The organism is Thalassotalea montiporae (assembly GCF_053485855.1).
In genome coordinates this window covers 1,213,471-1,231,805 of record NZ_JBQRUO010000001.1, presented here as the reverse complement: position 1 = coordinate 1,231,805, position 18,335 = coordinate 1,213,471, and the positions used below count along the sequence as shown (strand labels likewise).

The window sequence follows — 18,335 nt, the reverse complement described above, 5'->3', positions numbered from 1 at the left end:
TCCAGGCTGTGAGTCAAGTCTGAATACAAAAAGCGGCAAAGATTATCTGCCGCTTTTTTGGTTTTTGGTTTTTGGTTTTTGCTTATTAGGTGCGCTTAAGCACTCCTGTTAGCTTTTGATTTCGTTGCCATTCGCATTTGCTGAATAACACTATAGAAATATGGCACTAATAAAGTACCTAAAATAGTTGCGGCTAACATGCCAGCCAAGACCGTCAAGCCAAGCGATATACGACTACCAGCGCCTGCGCCAGAGGCGAAAACCAAAGGCAGCACCCCAAGCACAAATGACAAGGCCGTCATCAACACCGCTCTGAACCTCAGTTTAGCTGCTTGCAAAGCCGCATTGAAAACGCTCTCTCCTTTAGCATGCAACTCCATAGCAAACTCAACAATTAAAATAGCCGTTTTCGTCGATAAACCAATTAACAAAATTAACCCTACTTGCGCATAAATATTATTCGCCATGCCAACGGTATACAAGGCCAACATAGCACCAAATATCGCAATAGGCACGGCTGCAATTACTGAGAAAGGAATTGTCCAACTTTCGTATTGAGCAACTAAAAATAAATACACAAACACTATGGCTAAGCCAAATAAAATAGGGGCTAAGTTACCAGCCTCTAGTTCTTGCTTTGATTGCCCCGCCCATTCAAATACATAACCGTCAGGCAATTGGCTGGCAAGCTCTTCCATCACTGAAATCGCCTGACCAGAAGAGTAACCATCGGCAGCTTGTCCAGTAATCGAAGCACTGCGATAAAGGTTAAAGTGATTAATGCTAGTTGGCCCAAGGTTTGGTGTTAACTTCGCAAGCGTTGTTAAAGGCACCATTTCACCGTCTTGATTGCGCACATAAAAATAATGTAGATCTTCTGGCTTCGCACGGTAGCTACTTTCTGCCTGAATAGTCACGCGATAGGTGCGTCCAAATTGGCTAAAGTCATTAATATATAAAGAGCCCAATTGTGCTTGCAGGGTCGTAAAAATATCTGACAGTGCAACCCCTTGCGCTTTGGCTTTGTTGCGATCCACCTCTAATTGATACTGTGGCACACTGGCGCGATATGTACTAAAAACTCTATTGAGTTCAGGGCGAGCATTAGCTTGAAAAATTAACCCATTCATTACCTGAGCAAGCTCTGCTGGGCTATTTCCTTGACTATCTTGAAGCTTAAACTCAAATCCTGAGCTATTGCCCAGCCCAGGAATAGGTGGCGGGTTGAACATCATAATTTGTGCATCCGGTATCGCCCAAAGTTGCCCCATTAATCGTCCTAACACTTGCCTTAAACCAAGCTCGGGCGTGTTGCGCTCTTCCCAGTCTTTAAGCATAACAATAGCCATTCCCTGATTCGCACCTGCACCGCCGAGCATAGATGAACCAGCCACCGTAATAACGTCAGTAACAGCAGGATCAGCCTTCAAGATAGGCGTAATTTTGTCGATAACCGCTTCAGTTCGATTGGCCGAAGCAGCATCTGGAAGTTGTATATCAACAAATAGATAACCTTGATCTTCTCCGGGAACAAATGCTGTGGGCACATTAGTCGTTAGCCACCCAGTCGCCGAAAAGCCAACTAATACCAGAATGCCTACACGTGCACTGCGTTTTAAAATGTACTGTACACCATTAGTATAACTTGCGGTGAGTTTGTTAATTGCTCGCTCTAATGGCTGCAACCAGCCAATAGGCTTCATTTGCTTTTCATCTAGCAATAAAGTGCAAAGTGCAGGGCTTAACGTTAATGCATTAAGCGATGAAATTAACACGGCAAACGAAATTGTCACTGAGAACTGTTTGTAGAGCTCCCCTGTAATGCCCGGCATAAATGCAACAGGTACAAACACCGCAAGCAACACTAAGGTGGTTGCAACAATAGGCCCTGACACTTGTGACATCGCCTTAGCAACAGCTTCTTTAATCGGCAGTTTTTCTTCTTTTAACAAACGTTCGACGTTTTCAATCACCACGATAGCGTCATCAACCACAATACCAATGGCAAGTACAAGCCCAAATAACGTAATGGTATTTATCGAATATCCCATTAGCATCATAAAGGCGAAGGTACCTATTAGTGACACAGGTATAGCGATTGAAGGAATAAGGGTTGCTCGCCAATTTTGTAAAAAGAGGAAAACAACCAGTATTACCAAGCCTACCGCTTGGTATAGCGTCACAATAACTTCATCGATAGAGCGAGTGATAAATTTAGTCGTATCGTAGGGAATCGCGTAGGCCAAGCCGTCAGGGAAGCGCTGTGAGAGCACATTCATTTGCTGTTTTACTAGCTCGGCAACTTGCGTAGCGTTTGCATCTGGCAACTGATAGATCACCAAAAATGCAGTTGGCTGGCCATTTAATCGCGCTTCTATTGCATAGTTTTCTGCACCTAACTCAATGCGCGCGATATCCGACAAGCGGATAAAGTTGCCGTTACCCTGCGCTCGAATAATAGTATTTTCAAACTCTTTAGCCGTTTTTAATCGCCCTTGTGCTTGTATCGCATACTCAAACTGTTGGTTTTCGGCAACAGGACTTGCGCCAAACTTACCTGCGGCAACAATAACGTTCTGCTCTTGTAAAGCTTGTTTAATCTCAGTAACCGTTACCCCCAAAGAGGCCATGCGATCAGGTTTTAACCAAGCCCTCATACTGTAGGTCATTTCCCCCATCACAGTCGCCGCCGCTACGCCAGGAATGCGTCCCAAAGGCTCAGTAAGTTGATTCGTTGCGTAGTTGCTCAGAAACAGTTGGTCTATGGTGTCATTTTCCGCGTAAAGGTTAATCGCCATCAACATGTTAGAAGACTTTTTCTTGACACTAACACCTTGACGCGTGACTTCTTGCGGCAAAGAACTTTCTGCCAATGCAACTCGATTTTGCACATTGACTTGGGCAATGTCGCCATCGGTACCCACTTTAAAAAACACATTAATAACTGCAGTGCCATTATTTGAGGCAGTCGATTCAATGTACATCATGTTTTCCACGCCATTGATTTGTTCTTCAATAGGGCGAATTACCGCTTCCTCGACCACTTGGGCACTAGCACCAGGATAAACAGCGCTTATTTCTACTTGTTGTGGTGTGATCTGCGGGTACATGTTGACAGGTAACAAGCCCATCGCAATAACACCCGCCAAAGAAATAACAATCGCAATAACAATGGCAAATTTAGGGCGTTGAATAAAAGTATTACTGATCATAATTGTTCTGTCCTAAGCCCTGATTTATTCCTTAACCTGATCTTGTATTGCTAAATCAGAAATCACGCCGGTGGTTGGGTCTACCTGCTTTTCTACAAGGGTAACTTCACTGCCAGAGCGGACTTTTTGCAGCCCCTCAATGATCACTTTGTCACCAGTGGCCAAGCCTGATTCAACCACTCGCATTGCGTTTATTTGGCGCCCTAAAACCAATTGTCGCTGAACCACCTTGTTGCCGTTATCAACGACCAACACCGACTCACCTTGTTGGCCTAACTGCACAGCAATTTGCGGTACCATGGGCAATGCTTGTTTGGCATTTCCTTCGACCAATAGGGTGACATATAAACCTGGAACAATAAGGCCTTCAGGGTTTTCAAATTGAGCTCTTAATTCAACGGTTCCCATACCTGCATCAATTTTAGTATCGGCAAAAACAAACTGCCCCTGACCTTGATAAATAGTATTGTTAGGGAGTTTTAGCGATAGAGTGAAGCCTGCTTGTTGTGCTTGTGTTGCTTCAGAGCGTGACTGCAAGTAGGTGATATATTCACTCTCATCTATCTGGAAATTTACGTACACGGGGTTGGTCGCTTGCAAACTCGCTAATTCACCTGAACCGGGCCCAACAATATTGCCAATATCTTGGACTATTTTACCAATCTGCCCTGCAAACGGTGCATGAATGCGAGTATAGCTAAGGTCTAATTCTGCTTTTTCTAGTGCCGCTTGTGCAGAGCTCACCGCCGCTTTTGCTTGTAAGTCTTCTGCAATCAGCTTGTCGAGATCAGATTGTGAAATAAAGCCCTGAGGAGCAACTTCCTGACCGCGAGCTAGATTGCGCTTAGCTCGCTCTGCGGCTGATTGCTTACTTTCAAGTTCAGCTTTTGCTTGGGTCAGTGAAGCTTGGTAGGTTGAATCGTCAAGCTCAAATAGCAATTGATCTTTATCTACTGTGCTGCCTTCTTCAAAATGTTTAGCAATTAACTCACCCTCTACCCTAGCCACTATACTAGCCTGCTGCGAAGCTTGCGTTCTCGCGACAAAGTCTCGCACAAAACCAACAGGTTCAGCAGTAATACGATATACCGAAACCGCTGGTTTGGGCGCGGCCGAAGGTTGCGCACTTTCTTGGCTACAAGCCAACAGCATGGCAAGCAAGCTCAGTAATATGCTGTGTTTAACAGTTTGCTTTATTCTTTGAAGAACCAAAGGCTTGGCTACGTAGACTTCAGATTGGATGCTTTTTTGCAACATTTACTCAACTCCGTGCTATTAATTAAAAGCTTGAGACTTTAGATGGGTTAAATAGAAAAAGTTCGACTTGTTTAGCGTTTTATTTAACACATTGCTTAACAAGTAAAAAACTGATTGTTAGTTCGATTATGGCACCACACGATGGCAATCGCGAGTAACAATTTTTTAACAAGCAACAAGATCACAATTGAGCGCGATAAGAACAGTCTATTGAATGTAAGTTGGATATCTAATCTAGCCTAACCTAACCATAGGGTTATGCCAAACACTTCAATCATTGAAAACAAACACTGCCTGGCTAAAGCCTGCGCTAATAACTTAACTGATAACCGCACTAGTTAAATTGGCTGCGAATTAAGTTAGCGCTATTGGTCATACTCGCAATTGTTGTTAATACCCCAGCAATTGAGCCGAAAATGATAAACAGAGATTCACCGGAAATTAAGGCGACGGCACCGAGTAACAAGGCAATACTTAACACAATTGGCACGCGATAATTCTTCCACACTCCCTGCTCACTTAGTTTGAACAGTTTTCCCATCACCTCTGGCGGCTCAGCGTTTAAGACAAAATAAGCGAAACTGTCATTCACCAAGCGAATATCGTCATTATCAACACGGATAAGCCCATTTAGAGCCAAGTGCTCAACCATTTGACTATTATTTGGATTTAAATAGCGTTTTTTTGCTAGGTTAAATAAGGCAAGTTTTTCCGCATTTGAACACAATTCCCATTTAAATCGATAAAAAGCCTCTGCATGAATTAGTATCAAATTAATCGTTGCCCATTTTTTCTGAGTTGCCAATAACGGTGAAACGTCTTCGCTGAGAGATTGCGGATAAACATAGGATTTCTTTGTTCCCGCATTTTGCTCATCGGCTAGTTCAGCCAGCGCGTCTATTGATTTAAGTTCCGGAAAATGTGCTAACTCACGCGCGAGTAATGTCTGGTCAACATCGGTTGAGAAAGCCTCTGGCAATTTAAAGTTAAAATCCATTAAGCATTCTGACCAAGATAAATACTCAATATGCTCGAGCCGCATTTCATCGCTTTCAGCTTGTGCTAGTGCATCTTTTAGAGCCACCCTTTGTAAACAGTGAAAACCACTGTACATGCAAAAATCGTTAATTTTTTTATCCAGTACTAAGCCTTTTAGATCAATGATGATAGAGAGCAAATGCTGGCGCAGCCCTCTTTGCTCCAAACAGGTTTCCAAATCCCATAATTGCACTGATAAGTTTGATACATTCTGATTATTGTCAACGTCGCCATCAACGCAAATTTTGAGGTTAGGTAATTTTATCTGCTGGTCAACAATGGCGGTAAGCGCAGGGCTTAGCGCCGCTAATTTTTTCACAAAAGGATTATCGAGTTTATCGCCTTTGAGCAGGCTGGCATATAAATTCAATTCAACCCCGTTTAAGCGAATATTATCGCCTTTAATGAGTAAGTTAGCGTTTCTCTTATCTGTTGGAATATCTGCTAAGTCTTGGCTTAATTTTTCAATATGGCGCAGAAAATCCATGCCGAAATACATAAACGTCCACAGCACCTTACTGTGCAGTAAATACCAAATAACACTCAGCAAAAATACAAGGCATATCATCAACATACTGTAACCAAGCATGGCTAAGAATGGCTTCTCTAAATTCAGCTGTACGCTCTGTGCTGCTGGCTTAGGTAACATGTAGGCTTGTAGCCAACGCCATAATTGCTGATTACCCACAGCTGTTGCGAAATTTGGAAAGTCCTCTGGAGTTACACTGTTGTTGGTGCATTTAGCATGATTTAAGTAATTTTTATCTCCTAACATCAACATTGCGGGTTGCTGTTGGTAATTGGTAATGGAATTAGGAAATAAAGTCAGCGCTTGTTTAGTGACTTCCTCTCGCTTAGCGTTAATAAGCGCACACTGGTAATTTTGTTGTTGCAAGGCGACACCGTGAAACGATGCCTCGCTGGTCGCTGAAAGGTACCAAAATACAATGACGAAAATCGCTGATACGGTTATCCAAAGCTTAGCGGGAATGTACTTCATCGCTCGTGCTAAGCGGCGAATATCTTTAAACAAATGATTCGGTAAACGCTGCCAAATAAGACTAATGCCATACAGCACCACACCTAAAATGACCAAAGTTAATGGTAAATACCAAATCATTTCATCAAGCGGTAAAAGCTTAACAACCGCACTAATGGTTACGACCATCACGATAATATTAGTGGCAATAAAACCCAGTCGGCGTTGTAACTCATAGCTAATAATAACTGGCGAGTGCATCGTCGCTTTTGCATCACTGCTAACATCAGTATTGGCGTTAGTATGAACTCTAGTACTAGCGTTAGCTGAAGAATTTGAATGCTCAGTATTTGTAACCTTGACACGGCTATTTACCGCCATGCTTAACCCTTTAACTAAGGCAAAACTGACCAGCATCAAGGTTGTGATCACTAGCATGTAATAAATAAATTTATTCGTTTGAAACCAAGTTGTTAGCTCGTTTGGCGCAAAGACCACCAGTGCCCATTCGTCAATAACAGTCGGGTACAAATAAAATGTACCCGCTTTCCCGTGGTAATTGCCTGATACCCTTACCGCCTTTTCTTCAGCTGATGACGAATAACCAGAAGACTTTATCCACTCTGTTAACCCTTGCTGGTTATTGCCACTAAAAAAGATGTTCTCGTTAAGTGCTCGATCAGCCTGTGAATGAAACAGTACTTGCCCTGAGTTTCGGTCAAGAATCATATGTCTAAGATCGGCAAATAATGGACTGGGGGTGAGTTGTGCTAGGTGCTCAAAGTTAAGGTATTTTCCCTTAGCCTGCTTGTCACTTTCTTCATCGAAAACCGCAGCCAATTGAAAATATTCCATTGCGGGTATTAATACATCGGCAATTAATACTAAGCTACCTTCGCTTTGCGCATCCAAATATTCGAACAAGGGCATGGATAAGGTGGTGCCCGTTGTGCCATTAGTAATGTTGCGCAGCCGCTGCATGTATACATTACGCATAGTTCTGGAGGCTGCCGTGATGTTTTCGTTCAATGGCAACTGCCAGCCTTGCTGATCGCGTACCTTTTTAAAGTATTGACGGTGCGACAAGTTAATAGTTCTTGGCGTACTAAAGTTTTCACGATAATAAAGCGATGGTAGCGCAGGGTTGCCATAGCGGTTCACCGCCAACAGGGAAATCAAGCCATTAGGCAGCGCTAGAGGTGCCCTTTCATCGACAAGTTTAATACCTGTTGGTTTATTGTCTGAATTTCGCGTTAGATTCAGACTTTGAGCGTAAACTCCCACAGATGGCAGATTTGCAACGCGGCACGGTAGTGTATTGGTAATATTGCTTACTACCTGTTGATATGCGAGCCCTTCTTTATCTTTATTTAACTGTTCAAATGACGTGTACTCAGCCTGTAATTTTGCTCGCTGCTCTTGTTCGTCTTTACTTTCTTTATTTTGCGTAACATTAGTTGAGTTGTCTGACTGTTGGCTAACAGCTAAACAGGTACTTAGATCGTCAGATACGCCCTTTTCTCGGTTCGCATTTACCGCATAACTTACCAGTAGACTCGTTTGTGATGTGTTGCGGCAATATGCCCCCTGCTCACTTTGTTTCACGAAAATTGGAATAGAGTGGCTGTCTTTCACATTCTTAGGAGACTGCAAATCAAGGCAATAGCTGCCGAGTTCACTTGGCTGCGCAATCAATTGGCTTAATTTCTGATAAAAAGGCCGATAACGGTGCACCGCATTAAATATGCCATATATTTCAGTATTAAACTGATCAGCAAGCGCCGTAATGTATTTTTGCGTGGCATTCGCTTTTACATGCGATAAATACTTACTTTCGACGCTGGCCAACACCAAAGCAAGTGATGCACTGAAGGCCAAATAGCAGGCAAGCACAACAAAACCGCGAAAGAATTTGGTGGTGGATTGGTTTTTAGGTTGCAGGTAAAGGCGAAGAATGGCGACTAGTACGCATAATGTTAGAACAGAGATAACGATCAGCGGAATATTCCACTTGCTAGTGGCACGCTTGGATAATTCGATGTTTTCGACAAAACCAACAAGCGTTAACGTCGTCGCTTGAACATAATTATTGTCGTTTTCTTGGTTCTTGTCTTTCGCTGACTTTGGATAGGCAAGCTCTTGCTCAAGTGTGAAGGGAAAGACATAAACCCGATAATCACCGTGCGCTAATTCAACATCAATATGCGAAGAATGTGACGGCAAATTAACTTTCTCTCTGTTTTGCAGCGCAGTTTTGTTGCTAGTTGTCGAGAAAATACTTTGCTGATTTTTAATAAAAGACTTAGCAATAAAATTCAAATCGCTAAAAGATATTTTGGTTTCATTACCTAACGTGGTTAGCACTTTGTCTTGAGCGTTGACGATCAAGATTTTACTAAAGACTGCGCCAGCTTTCGGTAGAATGTCACTATCACTTAGGCTTGCCAATTCACTCTGCTCGCTCCCTTCACCTTTTTGAACCACTAGCTTTTTAGCTTTTAACAAATAAACCGCATTTTTAAACGCCGACTTCCTATCGCTAGCATTAGCCACTTGACTTTTATAACTGGCAAATAGGCCTCGAATCGCAGTGTCTGACTCGCCATTTCGGTGGGCGCTGCGCAGTTTATTGAGGTTGTTGTTAAATTCCACCGACGCCTCGTAAAGAAGCCGATAGTTTTCATTATTTACATGACTATTGCGCTGGCCGATATCGTGAAAGAAGTAAAGTGTGACAGATATGACGATAAAAGCGGGGATTAACAACCATTTACGAGGCCGCTTTAAGGGTGCAGATGTGGCATTCGCCGCTTGTCCTGAGGATTGTGCTGCTTGGTTGGCTTCCATGCATGGTCTCCGGTCGCTTTATTAACTATCGAACAATATCGCCATAACGCAAGTAAAACGCGGGCTAGACGTGCAAAAACAAGAAAATAGATTATGCTCAATGGACAGCGATTACCGTCACGGCATAAAGGAACACACCATGAAACTATGTGCATTGGTTGTAGGACATAAAAAGAATAACCCTGGCGCTAAGAATCAAGGCGCAGGACTTAGCGAGTTTGAATTTAATGAACAGTTAGCGATTGATATTGAAAGAAAAGTATCAAGCGTCACCGTCCAACGAGTGTACCGACGTACCTACCGCCAGCTGCCATCAGACATTGATGAACTCGCCCCAGACTTTATCGTTAGCCTGCACTGTAATGCGTTTAATCAACAAGCAAGTGGCTGCGAAATGCTGTACTACCACAGATCACAAAAGGGCAAAGCCATGGCCGACATTCTCCAAACTAAAATACAAACAGCGCTTGGCAATAAAGATCGCGGCCTTAAAGCCCGGAGTGCAGAAGATCGCGGTGGATACTTGCTTCGTTATACCAGCGCCCCTTGTGTTATTACTGAGCCATTTTTTATCGATAACGACGAAGAACTCGGTAATGTTCAAACAAATTATGACCAACTGGTTGCGGCCTATGCAGAAGCTATTGAAGCAATAGCAGTGAGCGATGCAATTGTGACATAGATCTTTTACCTTAATTCACTCGTTTATTAGATATACAAGAGCTGTATAAACGCGTGCAAGGCTCAGTTGATATGCCATTTAACGGTCACTACGCTTAACAGGTTAAAGTTTGACCAGCCATTACCGATAAAGAGTTATATGTAGGCTAATCAACTGTAAGGACGCTAGGTAACTATTATGTTTAATCCGATAGAACAAACTGTTAGTACTAGGGTAACCGGTACATCGGAAACCCATAAGAAAAGGAAATCACTGCAAACTTTTTTACGAAATAAGTTTGCAGATGACGATGGCAGTAATGGACAAGAATGGAGCGGCGAAGAACGCCGTCAAGGTGATGATCGTCGCCAAAAAAACATGATAGGCCAACGCCGCCTCGACAGTCGTAACAAAACCGATCGCCGTCAAGCTCAATTTTCAATTGAAGTTTAATTCATCAGCCTGTCACAATAATTGGTTAGTAAGTTATGTATATCAGTTAGCTAGCAGAATTCCAGTCGCATTAATGCTAGCTCAACTAATCAACAAACACGTATACGATTAACAAATACTTACTTATAAATGATGAAATACCGCTCACTATCCCTATCAAAATCTCTGTTTTTTACTGTGCTTTTAACCCTAGTGATGGGTTTTCAGTCAACTGCAAGCACTGAAAAATTAGACAAGGCACACTCAAGCTCCCAGCAACCATCTGCATTCCCGCGAGTACCAATGACTATCATTGCGCATCGCGGGGCTAGTGGTCATTTGCCGGAACATACCATGGCAAGTAAAGCACTGGCTTATGGTATGGGGGCAGATTTTATCGAGCAGGACGTTGTCATGAGTAAAGACGACCATCTTATTGTTCACCACGATTTAACCCTAGATGCCACAACGAATGTCGCAGCACAGTTTCCCAATAGGCACCGCCAAGATGGTCATTTCTATGTGATTGATTTCACCTTAGCAGAGCTAAAAACCTTGTCAGTTTCAGAGCGTGTCACCACTTCCGGCAAAGCCAAATACCCTAATCGATTTCCAATTAACACTGGGGAATTCAAACTACACACATTGGCTGAGGAGCTAACGTTAATTCAAGCACTCAACACAAGCCATAATAAGCAAGTTGGCATATATCCAGAAGTGAAGTCACCATGGTTTCATCACCAAGCCGGAAAAGATATCAGCCTTGCTGTTTTGCAAACGTTAAAAGCCTTTGGTTACACACAAAAATCTGACAAGGTATTTTTGCAAAGTTTTGATGCCAATGAGCTAATGCGCATCAATAGTGAGTTGCTGCCCAAATTAAAGATGGACATTGCTTTAGTGCAGCTTATCGCATTTACTGACTGGCAAGAAACCAAACAACGTGTTGGTGGCAAATGGCAAAACTACAGCTATGACTGGATGTTCTCAGCACAAGGGGTAGCGCAAGTTGCTCGCTATGCCGATGGTATCGGCCCGTGGTTTCCAATGCTTGTCGATGACAACTGGCAAGCTTCCGCGCTGTTAACTGAGGCGCAGCGACTGAATATGACCATTCACCCATATACCTTTCGCGTTGAAGATACACCTAAGCGCTTTGCGAGTTTTGAACATTGGTTGCAGTACACCAACAAGAAACTGGGCATCACTGGAGTTTTTACTGATTTTCCTGCTCGCGCAAAGTCGGCATTGATGCACTGAGTTGTGTAAAGCATCTGACTATTTAACTTATTAACGCCGTATAAGCTGATAGAATAATGCAGATATTAGCCACACAACACTAAGTTATCGCTAGGTGCACTGCGCACTGCTAAATTAAAAACTAAATTGAAATTATCAATGAAATACCCAATTCGATTAGTAAGATATATAGCACTGGTTGCACTCGTTATTGTTACCAGCGTTAGCGGCCAAACACACACCAACGCTCCCAAACAAGAGATAACCGTTAACCCCGGCAAGTACTTCAATTACTACCATATTCAGTTTGATTTAATTCCTAACCAGTACCGCATTAATACACGTTATGGCTTTAATCCTGGTGGGCAGTTTGAAGTATTTATTCCCAAGGAGCTATTCCCTATACCCGCACCAAACTGTCGTGAACATATTATTGTACGTATGCCCTACTCTAATAACACACATCAGAAAAAAGCTTTGTTTGAAAGGCTCTCGCAAGCAAAAGAGGCAACTCGCGTAACACTTGAGCTGAACCCTTACCTCAACATTGTTACCGAATCACCACTTGCTCTTGAGTTAACTTATTGCAATGTGTTTTTTCGACATAAACATGGTGATTACTACGACAAGCTAAACTAGCACCCGCAATTAATCATTATTAATCATTAACTTAAAGCTAATTGACTGCGGTTAACTTAGGAAATCGCCGCATATGAAAACTGCACCCAAGCGACATTTCGTCCAAAACTGACTAGGTTATAACTTTTTTTCATTTCCAACAGACCGACTGGTCGGTTAATATATTATCAAGCTAGTCAAGGTAGAGACTCATGAGAGATCCAGAACAAACGCGGCAATTGATACTAGAGGTCAGTGGTGAAGAAATTCGTAAAAACGGATTTCAAGCGACGAGTCTATCGACAATTTTGTCTCGCTGTCATATCTCAAAAGGTGCGCTTTACCATCACTTTGCAAACAAGCACGAGCTTGGTTATGCGGTGATTGAAGAAATATTTACACCAATGTTCCTTGCTTCATGGGAGCCTGCGGTTACACAAGCCGATCCAATTCAAGGGCTTTGTAATTTTTTTCATGACTCAGCAAACGATATGAGCTGTGAAGACGTAGTATGTGGTTGTCCACTCAACAATTTATGCTTGGAAATGGCAAGTGTTGATGAAGGGTTTAGACTGCGTACTCTACTGATGCAACAAAAACTAAACACGCTTATTTCTGAGAACTTAAGACGAATAAGCGGTCAATTGCGAAATGATATTGATTATTCTCAGGTCGCATATTTTATTGTTTCGGTGTTTAACGGCTCAACAAGTTTGAGTAAAGGCACGCAAGAAAAAGCATTGTTCCAAACCGTGATGGCGGAACTTTGCAATTATATTCAGTCGCTTAGACGTAGCAACTAACCAAAACAAACAAGATCAATGAATTTACTGCTCGCTGTGGTCATTTTTTGTATCTAATTTTTAACAGACCAACTGGTCGGTTTAACTGATATTAAGGGTTTTATTATGTATAAGGTATTAACTACTATCGTATTGCTGATTAGCAGTATGTTTACGGTGCAAGCGGCTAGCGTGTCGCCATACCAAACACTGGAGACTACAGGCAATAGCTTGTTTAACCGCATCGCCCAACAACAGCAAGAATTAGCGAAATTCCCTGATTTAATGCGCACTATTGTTGAAGAAGAATTAATGCCACATGTCGACTACAAATATGCAGCATTTCGCATTCTAGGTAAGCAATTAAAGAAAACCACTAAAGAAGAGCGCAATAAATTTGCCGACGCAATGCGCCATTACTTAGTTAGAACTTATGCTACGGCATTAGCCAGCTATACCGACCAACAAGTGATTTATGAGCCGGAAAAATCTTTTGAAGGCAAACGTGTTGTTGCGGTTTCAACGCGCATTATTGATAAGGATGCACCTGAAATTGAGATTCAGTTCAAAATGCGTCGGAACAAGAAAACAGGCCAATGGAAAGCATTTGATATGGTCGTTGAAGGTATCTCATTGCTTGAAAGTAAAAAAGCAGAACTAAATCGTAAAATTCAACAACAAGGTTTGTCACAAGTTACGCTAGAGCTAGCATCTATCGCAAAATAACTTGGCTTAATAATTGTTAAATCAGTGTTGTTAATTGAACTTATTGATTAAAGCATTCCACCTAAACATTTTTTCCTTTACTCTCTTCGGGCCACATTACCAATTGGAAATGTGGCTCTTTTTTTACCGCAAAATGGCTATTTACCTGCTTCCACTCATTAAGAGTCCTACTCACTATGAATTTTAGATATCAGCCGATATACTGCTGATTAACAGGCAACGTAATGGAGGCTAAGAATGTCTGGAACGACTATGGTTGTGCTTATCGTGTTTATTTCTGTCGGCTTTGGTGTAATGTACGACATATATCAAAAGCACCTACGTTTTAAAGAAAAGTCACTGAAATACAACGCGGAAAATAGTAAAGAGAATGCTGCGCTCAAATCACAAGTCGCACAATTAGAAGAGCGTGTACAAGTATTAGAAAAAATCGTGACTGATGAAGGTTATACTGTGAATAAGGAAATCAACGGGCTATAGCTCGTTGCAAATGCGATATCGAAATAAATTGAGTTTTCATACCAGTTAAAGGTCTAAAATTGAAGTTAATTATGCGTAGCGAGTTTGACGACTTGCGCCTTAACGACGCCCATTGCTTTGACACAGACAGCAATGGCGATAAACAAATTGTGCGAATTTACTGCGGTGAAACATTAATAGCGAAGCGAGTGAAACATAAAAAGTCGATCCGCTACTTTGGTATCCAAGGCTATCAGCAATATCTCACCAATACCTAACCTGAACCTAACCTAGCCAACAACGACTAACTAGCCTAGCCTGCGCAACTAGTTAAGCTTATATCGGCCAGTTCAGGTGATTACTTTTCTAATGACTATTGTGAATTACTAGTATAACTACGATTCACCCAGTGCTTTTTCTGCGGCTTTAACAACGGCTTCGTCAAGCTCAGGAATACTCGTATCAACGCCCGCTTCCATCGCTTTAACCACTGCTTTTAGCACCGCAATACGCGCATACCATTTCCGGTTGCCTGGGATCACTTGCCACTGGGCATGATTTGTATTGGTAAATTTAAGCATATCGTTAATGGCAACATGATAATCATCCCACTTTTCACGATTGCGAATATCTTCTTCGGTTAGCTTCCATCGCTTAATAGGGTTGTGCAAACGTTCTTTAAAGCGCTTTAGCTGTTCATCGCCACTAATGTGCAAAAACACTTTGACAATGCGCACATCATCATCTGCCAACAAACGCTCAAACTCATTAATTTCTTGATAAGCTCGCTGCCACTCATTAGGTTTAGCAAATTCCTCAACCCGCTCTACTAATACACGGCCATAATAAGAACGATCGAAAATCGCAATACCACCTGGCGCTGGCAATTTGGTTTGGAACCGATATAAATAATGCTTTGCTTGCTCAATTGGATCCGGTGCCGCAATGGGATAAACCGTAAAGCCCCTTGGGTCTAACTTTTCCGTCAATCGACGGATAGCGCCACCTTTGCCGCTGGCATCCCAACCTTCGAAAACAATTAAAGCACGCTTACCTTGCCTAAAATACGCTTGTTGCACTTGCAACATTCGTTGCTGCCATTTTTTAAGCTGCTTTTCGTACTTGGGTTTGTCTTCAATCGCTTGCGTTAAATCTACAGCTTCAAGTTGTTCGCTTGGTAAGACTTTGATGTCAGAAGGTAAATGCATGGAACTAAAAATAAATAGGGTCAAGTAAACTGACTATAGAAGAAGACAAATCTCACCACAAGCACAGGATAAACATGCTCAGCCCTAATTATTAACTACTTGATATTTATCAAGCTATCGAAGCGTTATGGCTATAGGAGTTGATAGCAAAAGGCGAGTGCCTAGTGCTTAGTTTGCATTTTTAATTGCACTAAACACCGCCAATTACTTCCCTGAACTGAAGAATAGTTGCCCGAGATTAACTTAATGCTGGCATTACTTAATGCTGACGTTGTTTTCGACTCTGAGAGCGACTTGCACTTTGCCTGCTCGACGTATGATTGCGTTTCTTATAATTACTGCGCGCATAATTTTTTGCAGGCTTACTTGCCGACTTGCTATAGCTTTTTCGACTTTGTTTCACCTTTTTATAAGCACTGTTTTTGTAACCGCCGTTTTTACTTGCTTTTTGATACTTCTTGTTAGCATTGCCAGCAGCCTGATGACGCAATTGACTATTGATATTGGCAACTGGCTTTTTCTTGTTATTGGCGCTGGCAAAATATTTCTTAGCTGGGCGACTAGCTGATTGTTGACGAATGGTGCTATTTACTTGAGCAGGTTTCGCTTGAACACGCTTTATGCCAGCTTTAGAGCTGGTAGTGTGACGGTTTGACTGGTTGCGCTTAAAGTTGTCACGCTTAGCTGATCGGCGATCTTGTTTATGCACAAGCTTCGCACTATTTCGCTGATACTGTTTTGGCGCACTGGTTTTAATCACACTGGTTTTTGACGCACTGCTGCTTCGTTTATTCAAATCGCCTTTTACACGTTTAAAAGTGTCATGTTTACGCTTGTAGTTATGTTGCAGAGCATTGTGCTTATGGGTTTTTATCCCCCTCTTGCCGCTAGTTGAGCTTTTGCTGACATAACGCACCGCGTGATTACGCTTATGAGGGTACTGGCTGCGATATTTTTCTTTAACCACTGCCGTGCGATAGGCAACATTGCGACGGTGGTAAGGTTTATGGTGCCAGCGTTTGCTATAGCCGCTATATAAAATGTGATGGCGTTTGCGGTAATAGTGGCGATAGTGATTGTGGAAATTTCTACGATGATTGATCACCACATAGCCGTTATGCCAATGAAATGCGCTGAAAAAGAAGCCAACACCAATATGAACACCTCGGTGCCATGTAATAGGCCAATAATCATGGTGATGGCGGTGAAACTTATAGCGGTGTCGCCAGTAAACAGGTGGGTAATGACGCCAGCGCCAATCGCCATAAACCACACGAGTGTCGTAATATGGCACATAAACCACTTCTGGTTCACGCGACACAATCACTATTTTTTCTTGCTCGTATTCAACATCAACTTTATCAATCGCGTCTAAACTTCCTGCTTCTTGAGCTTGCAGGCGCAGTGACTGAATACTATCGAGCACATCTTGCTCTTGGGCTAAAAACGCATCCCCAAGTTGTCGCAGCCAAGTTAAATCTTTATTCATTTGCTCAAGCACAGTCTCAAACGGCACTAACGCGATAACACTTGCATCCCAGTCCTGCTGCGAGGCTCGTTCGCTTAGTGTTTGTGTTGAGACATCTCCTTGCAGCTCACGCCAACGGTAAGCTTCAACAACCTCTAGGGGGTAGCTAGCAGCGATCAGAATGTGGCTAAGTAAGCTGTCGGGGTACAAAGCAATGGGTGCCAAAAGCTGTGCTAATTGTGCTTGAGAAAGCAATGCTTGCTCATCACGGTTAGCAGAATTGTGTTTTTTTGATTGGTGATTGTCTGACGAGTGCTCATTCGATTGATAGGCGCTATCACTGTAATCAATTGCATAAGAATCGATTGCGAGAGCCACTGTGCTAGTGAAGGCTAATCCACTCGTTAGCGCAGCAGTCAGCAATAACCTGGGGTTGAACAAGTGAGTTTTCATAATAAAAATCCCTCTCTTGACGAGTTGCCTTTTACTATAAAAACCGCAAGCTGAATTATTGCTGAACAATTTTCGAGCAAATGCCGAGCAGCTCATATTTACTCTCTAGCTTACAACCTTCTCGCTCATAATGTTGTTGCTAAAGACATGATTTATATGAGCCAAAACAAACAAGAATAAGTCGCTGCTCAACTGCTTGTTATAATGTTTCTATACGGTAATAAATCCAATCGAAGTAGCAACACATGACTGCAATTAGCAATTTGAACATGAATTTTGAACAGCGCGTTGTTGTATCAACAGCACAGCAAAGCTGGCTGGCTAGCCCCAAGGCTGGAGTATGGCGCAAACCTTTGGCCCGAGAAGAAGCAGAACAAGGCCATGCAACTAGCATAGTGCGTTATGACGCTGGCGCTTCTTTTTCAGAGCATAATCACCCGTTAGGTGAAGAGATTCTGGTATTAGATGGCGTATTTTCAGATCAAACCGGTGACTATCCAGCGGGTACTTATATTCGTAATCCCAAAGGCTTTGTGCATGCCCCGTACTCTGAGCATGGCTGCACGTTATTCGTCAAATTACATCAATTCCAAGAGTCTGACACCGCACAAGTCAGGGTGAATACGCAAACAGCAGCTTGGTTACCTGGCCAAGGCGGATTGCAAGTGATGCCATTGCATGAACACGAAGGAGAGCACGTCGCTTTAGTGAAATGGCCTGCAGGTGAGAAATTTAAACCTCACCGCCATTTTGGTGGTGAAGAAATATTGGTGTTATCTGGTGAATTCAAAGACGAGTTAGGTAGCTACCCTATCGGAACCTGGCTGCGCAGCCCCCATATGAGTCAGCATCACCCGTTTGTAGAGCAAGAAACGATTATTTGGGTAAAAACGGGGCACCTGCCTTTTGATCCATACCAACCCGTTTAAAATGTTTAATAGCTCCATCAAGCAATA

At 42.6% G+C, this 18,335-nt stretch carries 14 protein-coding genes; 9 read left to right on the top strand and 5 right to left on the bottom strand.

Translation table 11 applies throughout. The annotated features are described in order from the left end of the window. Window positions 1–95: 95 nt before the first annotated feature. The 3 genes from ACSLUR_RS05325 to ACSLUR_RS05315 all read right to left on the bottom strand — a co-directional run bounded on the left by ACSLUR_RS05325 (window position 96) and on the right by ACSLUR_RS05315 (window position 9,333). The gene (locus tag ACSLUR_RS05325; protein WP_448552486.1) at window positions 96–3,212 is read right to left on the bottom strand and encodes an efflux RND transporter permease subunit; all 3,117 of its coding nucleotides are present in this window, start codon (window positions 3,210–3,212) and stop codon (window positions 96–98) included. A gap of 24 nt (window positions 3,213–3,236) precedes the next feature. Next, window positions 3,237–4,469: an efflux RND transporter periplasmic adaptor subunit gene (locus tag ACSLUR_RS05320; protein WP_448552484.1), complete on the bottom strand. Its 1,233-nt coding sequence runs from the start codon at window positions 4,467–4,469 to the stop codon at window positions 3,237–3,239. Window positions 4,470–4,803: 334 nt separating this feature from the next. Continuing rightward, window positions 4,804–9,333: a hypothetical protein gene (locus tag ACSLUR_RS05315; RefSeq protein WP_448552482.1), complete on the bottom strand. Its 4,530-nt coding sequence runs from the start codon at window positions 9,331–9,333 to the stop codon at window positions 4,804–4,806. A 139-nt stretch (window positions 9,334–9,472) separates the two neighbouring features. On the opposite strand from ACSLUR_RS05315, the gene ACSLUR_RS05310 reads away from it, so the two are divergent. The 8 genes from ACSLUR_RS05310 to ACSLUR_RS05275 all read left to right on the top strand — a co-directional run bounded on the left by ACSLUR_RS05310 (window position 9,473) and on the right by ACSLUR_RS05275 (window position 14,528). Next, complete coding sequence (locus ACSLUR_RS05310; RefSeq protein WP_448552480.1) at window positions 9,473–10,015, top strand: N-acetylmuramoyl-L-alanine amidase; 543 nt, start codon at window positions 9,473–9,475, stop codon at window positions 10,013–10,015. Window positions 10,016–10,192: 177 nt separating this feature from the next. Further along, window positions 10,193–10,447, top strand: a complete 255-nt coding sequence (locus ACSLUR_RS05305; RefSeq protein ID WP_448552478.1) for a hypothetical protein — start codon at window positions 10,193–10,195, stop codon at window positions 10,445–10,447. Window positions 10,448–10,729: 282 nt separating this feature from the next. Beyond that, the gene (gene glpQ / locus ACSLUR_RS05300; RefSeq protein ID WP_448552476.1) at window positions 10,730–11,686 is read left to right on the top strand and encodes a glycerophosphodiester phosphodiesterase; all 957 of its coding nucleotides are present in this window, start codon (window positions 10,730–10,732) and stop codon (window positions 11,684–11,686) included. A gap of 138 nt (window positions 11,687–11,824) precedes the next feature. Further along, on the top strand, window positions 11,825–12,304 hold the full coding sequence (locus tag ACSLUR_RS05295) for a hypothetical protein (protein ID WP_448552474.1): 480 nt from the start codon (window positions 11,825–11,827) through the stop codon (window positions 12,302–12,304). Window positions 12,305–12,495: 191 nt separating this feature from the next. Beyond that, entirely contained in the window at window positions 12,496–13,086 is a 591-nt protein-coding gene (locus ACSLUR_RS05290) for a TetR/AcrR family transcriptional regulator (protein WP_448552472.1), read from the top strand. A gap of 105 nt (window positions 13,087–13,191) precedes the next feature. Beyond that, window positions 13,192–13,791, top strand: a complete 600-nt coding sequence (locus ACSLUR_RS05285) for an MlaC/ttg2D family ABC transporter substrate-binding protein (protein ID WP_116014157.1) — start codon at window positions 13,192–13,194, stop codon at window positions 13,789–13,791. A gap of 237 nt (window positions 13,792–14,028) precedes the next feature. Then, window positions 14,029–14,271: a hypothetical protein gene (locus ACSLUR_RS05280; RefSeq protein WP_448552469.1), complete on the top strand. Its 243-nt coding sequence runs from the start codon at window positions 14,029–14,031 to the stop codon at window positions 14,269–14,271. 59 nt (window positions 14,272–14,330) lie between these two features. Next, entirely contained in the window at window positions 14,331–14,528 is a 198-nt protein-coding gene (locus ACSLUR_RS05275) for a hypothetical protein (RefSeq protein WP_115999727.1), read from the top strand. Between the two features lie 117 nt (window positions 14,529–14,645). On the opposite strand, the gene ACSLUR_RS05270 is transcribed toward ACSLUR_RS05275, so the two are convergent. After that, window positions 14,646–15,482, bottom strand: coding sequence for a polyphosphate kinase 2 family protein (locus ACSLUR_RS05270; RefSeq protein ID WP_448552467.1), 837 nt, complete (start codon window positions 15,480–15,482; stop codon window positions 14,646–14,648). 235 nt (window positions 15,483–15,717) lie between these two features. After that, a complete protein-coding gene (locus tag ACSLUR_RS05265) occupies window positions 15,718–17,379 on the bottom strand; it encodes a DUF3300 domain-containing protein (protein WP_448552465.1) in 1,662 nt (553 codons plus the stop codon). 245 nt (window positions 17,380–17,624) lie between these two features. Between ACSLUR_RS05265 and ACSLUR_RS05260 the strand changes: the two genes are divergently transcribed. Next, on the top strand, window positions 17,625–18,308 hold the full coding sequence (locus ACSLUR_RS05260) for a cupin domain-containing protein (RefSeq protein WP_448552463.1): 684 nt from the start codon (window positions 17,625–17,627) through the stop codon (window positions 18,306–18,308). Window positions 18,309–18,335 lie beyond the last annotated feature (27 nt).

What these genes read in the sequence shown, in the direction of transcription:
- ACSLUR_RS05290 (WP_448552472.1), top strand. Translation starts at nt 12,496, where the DNA reads ATGAGAGATCCAGAACAAACGCGGCAATTGATACTAGAGGTCAGTGGT.
- ACSLUR_RS05295 (WP_448552474.1), top strand. Translation starts at nt 11,825, where the DNA reads ATGAAATACCCAATTCGATTAGTAAGATATATAGCACTGGTTGCACTC.
- ACSLUR_RS05260 (WP_448552463.1), top strand. Translation starts at nt 17,625, where the DNA reads ATGACTGCAATTAGCAATTTGAACATGAATTTTGAACAGCGCGTTGTT.
- ACSLUR_RS05265 (WP_448552465.1), bottom strand. Translation starts at nt 17,379, where the DNA reads ATGAAAACTCACTTGTTCAACCCCAGGTTATTGCTGACTGCTGCGCTA.
- ACSLUR_RS05285 (WP_116014157.1), top strand. Translation starts at nt 13,192, where the DNA reads ATGTATAAGGTATTAACTACTATCGTATTGCTGATTAGCAGTATGTTT.
- ACSLUR_RS05305 (WP_448552478.1), top strand. Translation starts at nt 10,193, where the DNA reads ATGTTTAATCCGATAGAACAAACTGTTAGTACTAGGGTAACCGGTACA.
- ACSLUR_RS05325 (WP_448552486.1), bottom strand. Translation starts at nt 3,212, where the DNA reads ATGATCAGTAATACTTTTATTCAACGCCCTAAATTTGCCATTGTTATT.
- glpQ (WP_448552476.1), top strand. Translation starts at nt 10,730, where the DNA reads ATGACTATCATTGCGCATCGCGGGGCTAGTGGTCATTTGCCGGAACAT.
- ACSLUR_RS05310 (WP_448552480.1), top strand. Translation starts at nt 9,473, where the DNA reads ATGAAACTATGTGCATTGGTTGTAGGACATAAAAAGAATAACCCTGGC.
- ACSLUR_RS05280 (WP_448552469.1), top strand. Translation starts at nt 14,029, where the DNA reads ATGTCTGGAACGACTATGGTTGTGCTTATCGTGTTTATTTCTGTCGGC.
- ACSLUR_RS05315 (WP_448552482.1), bottom strand. Translation starts at nt 9,333, where the DNA reads ATGGAAGCCAACCAAGCAGCACAATCCTCAGGACAAGCGGCGAATGCC.
- ACSLUR_RS05320 (WP_448552484.1), bottom strand. Translation starts at nt 4,469, where the DNA reads ATGTTGCAAAAAAGCATCCAATCTGAAGTCTACGTAGCCAAGCCTTTG.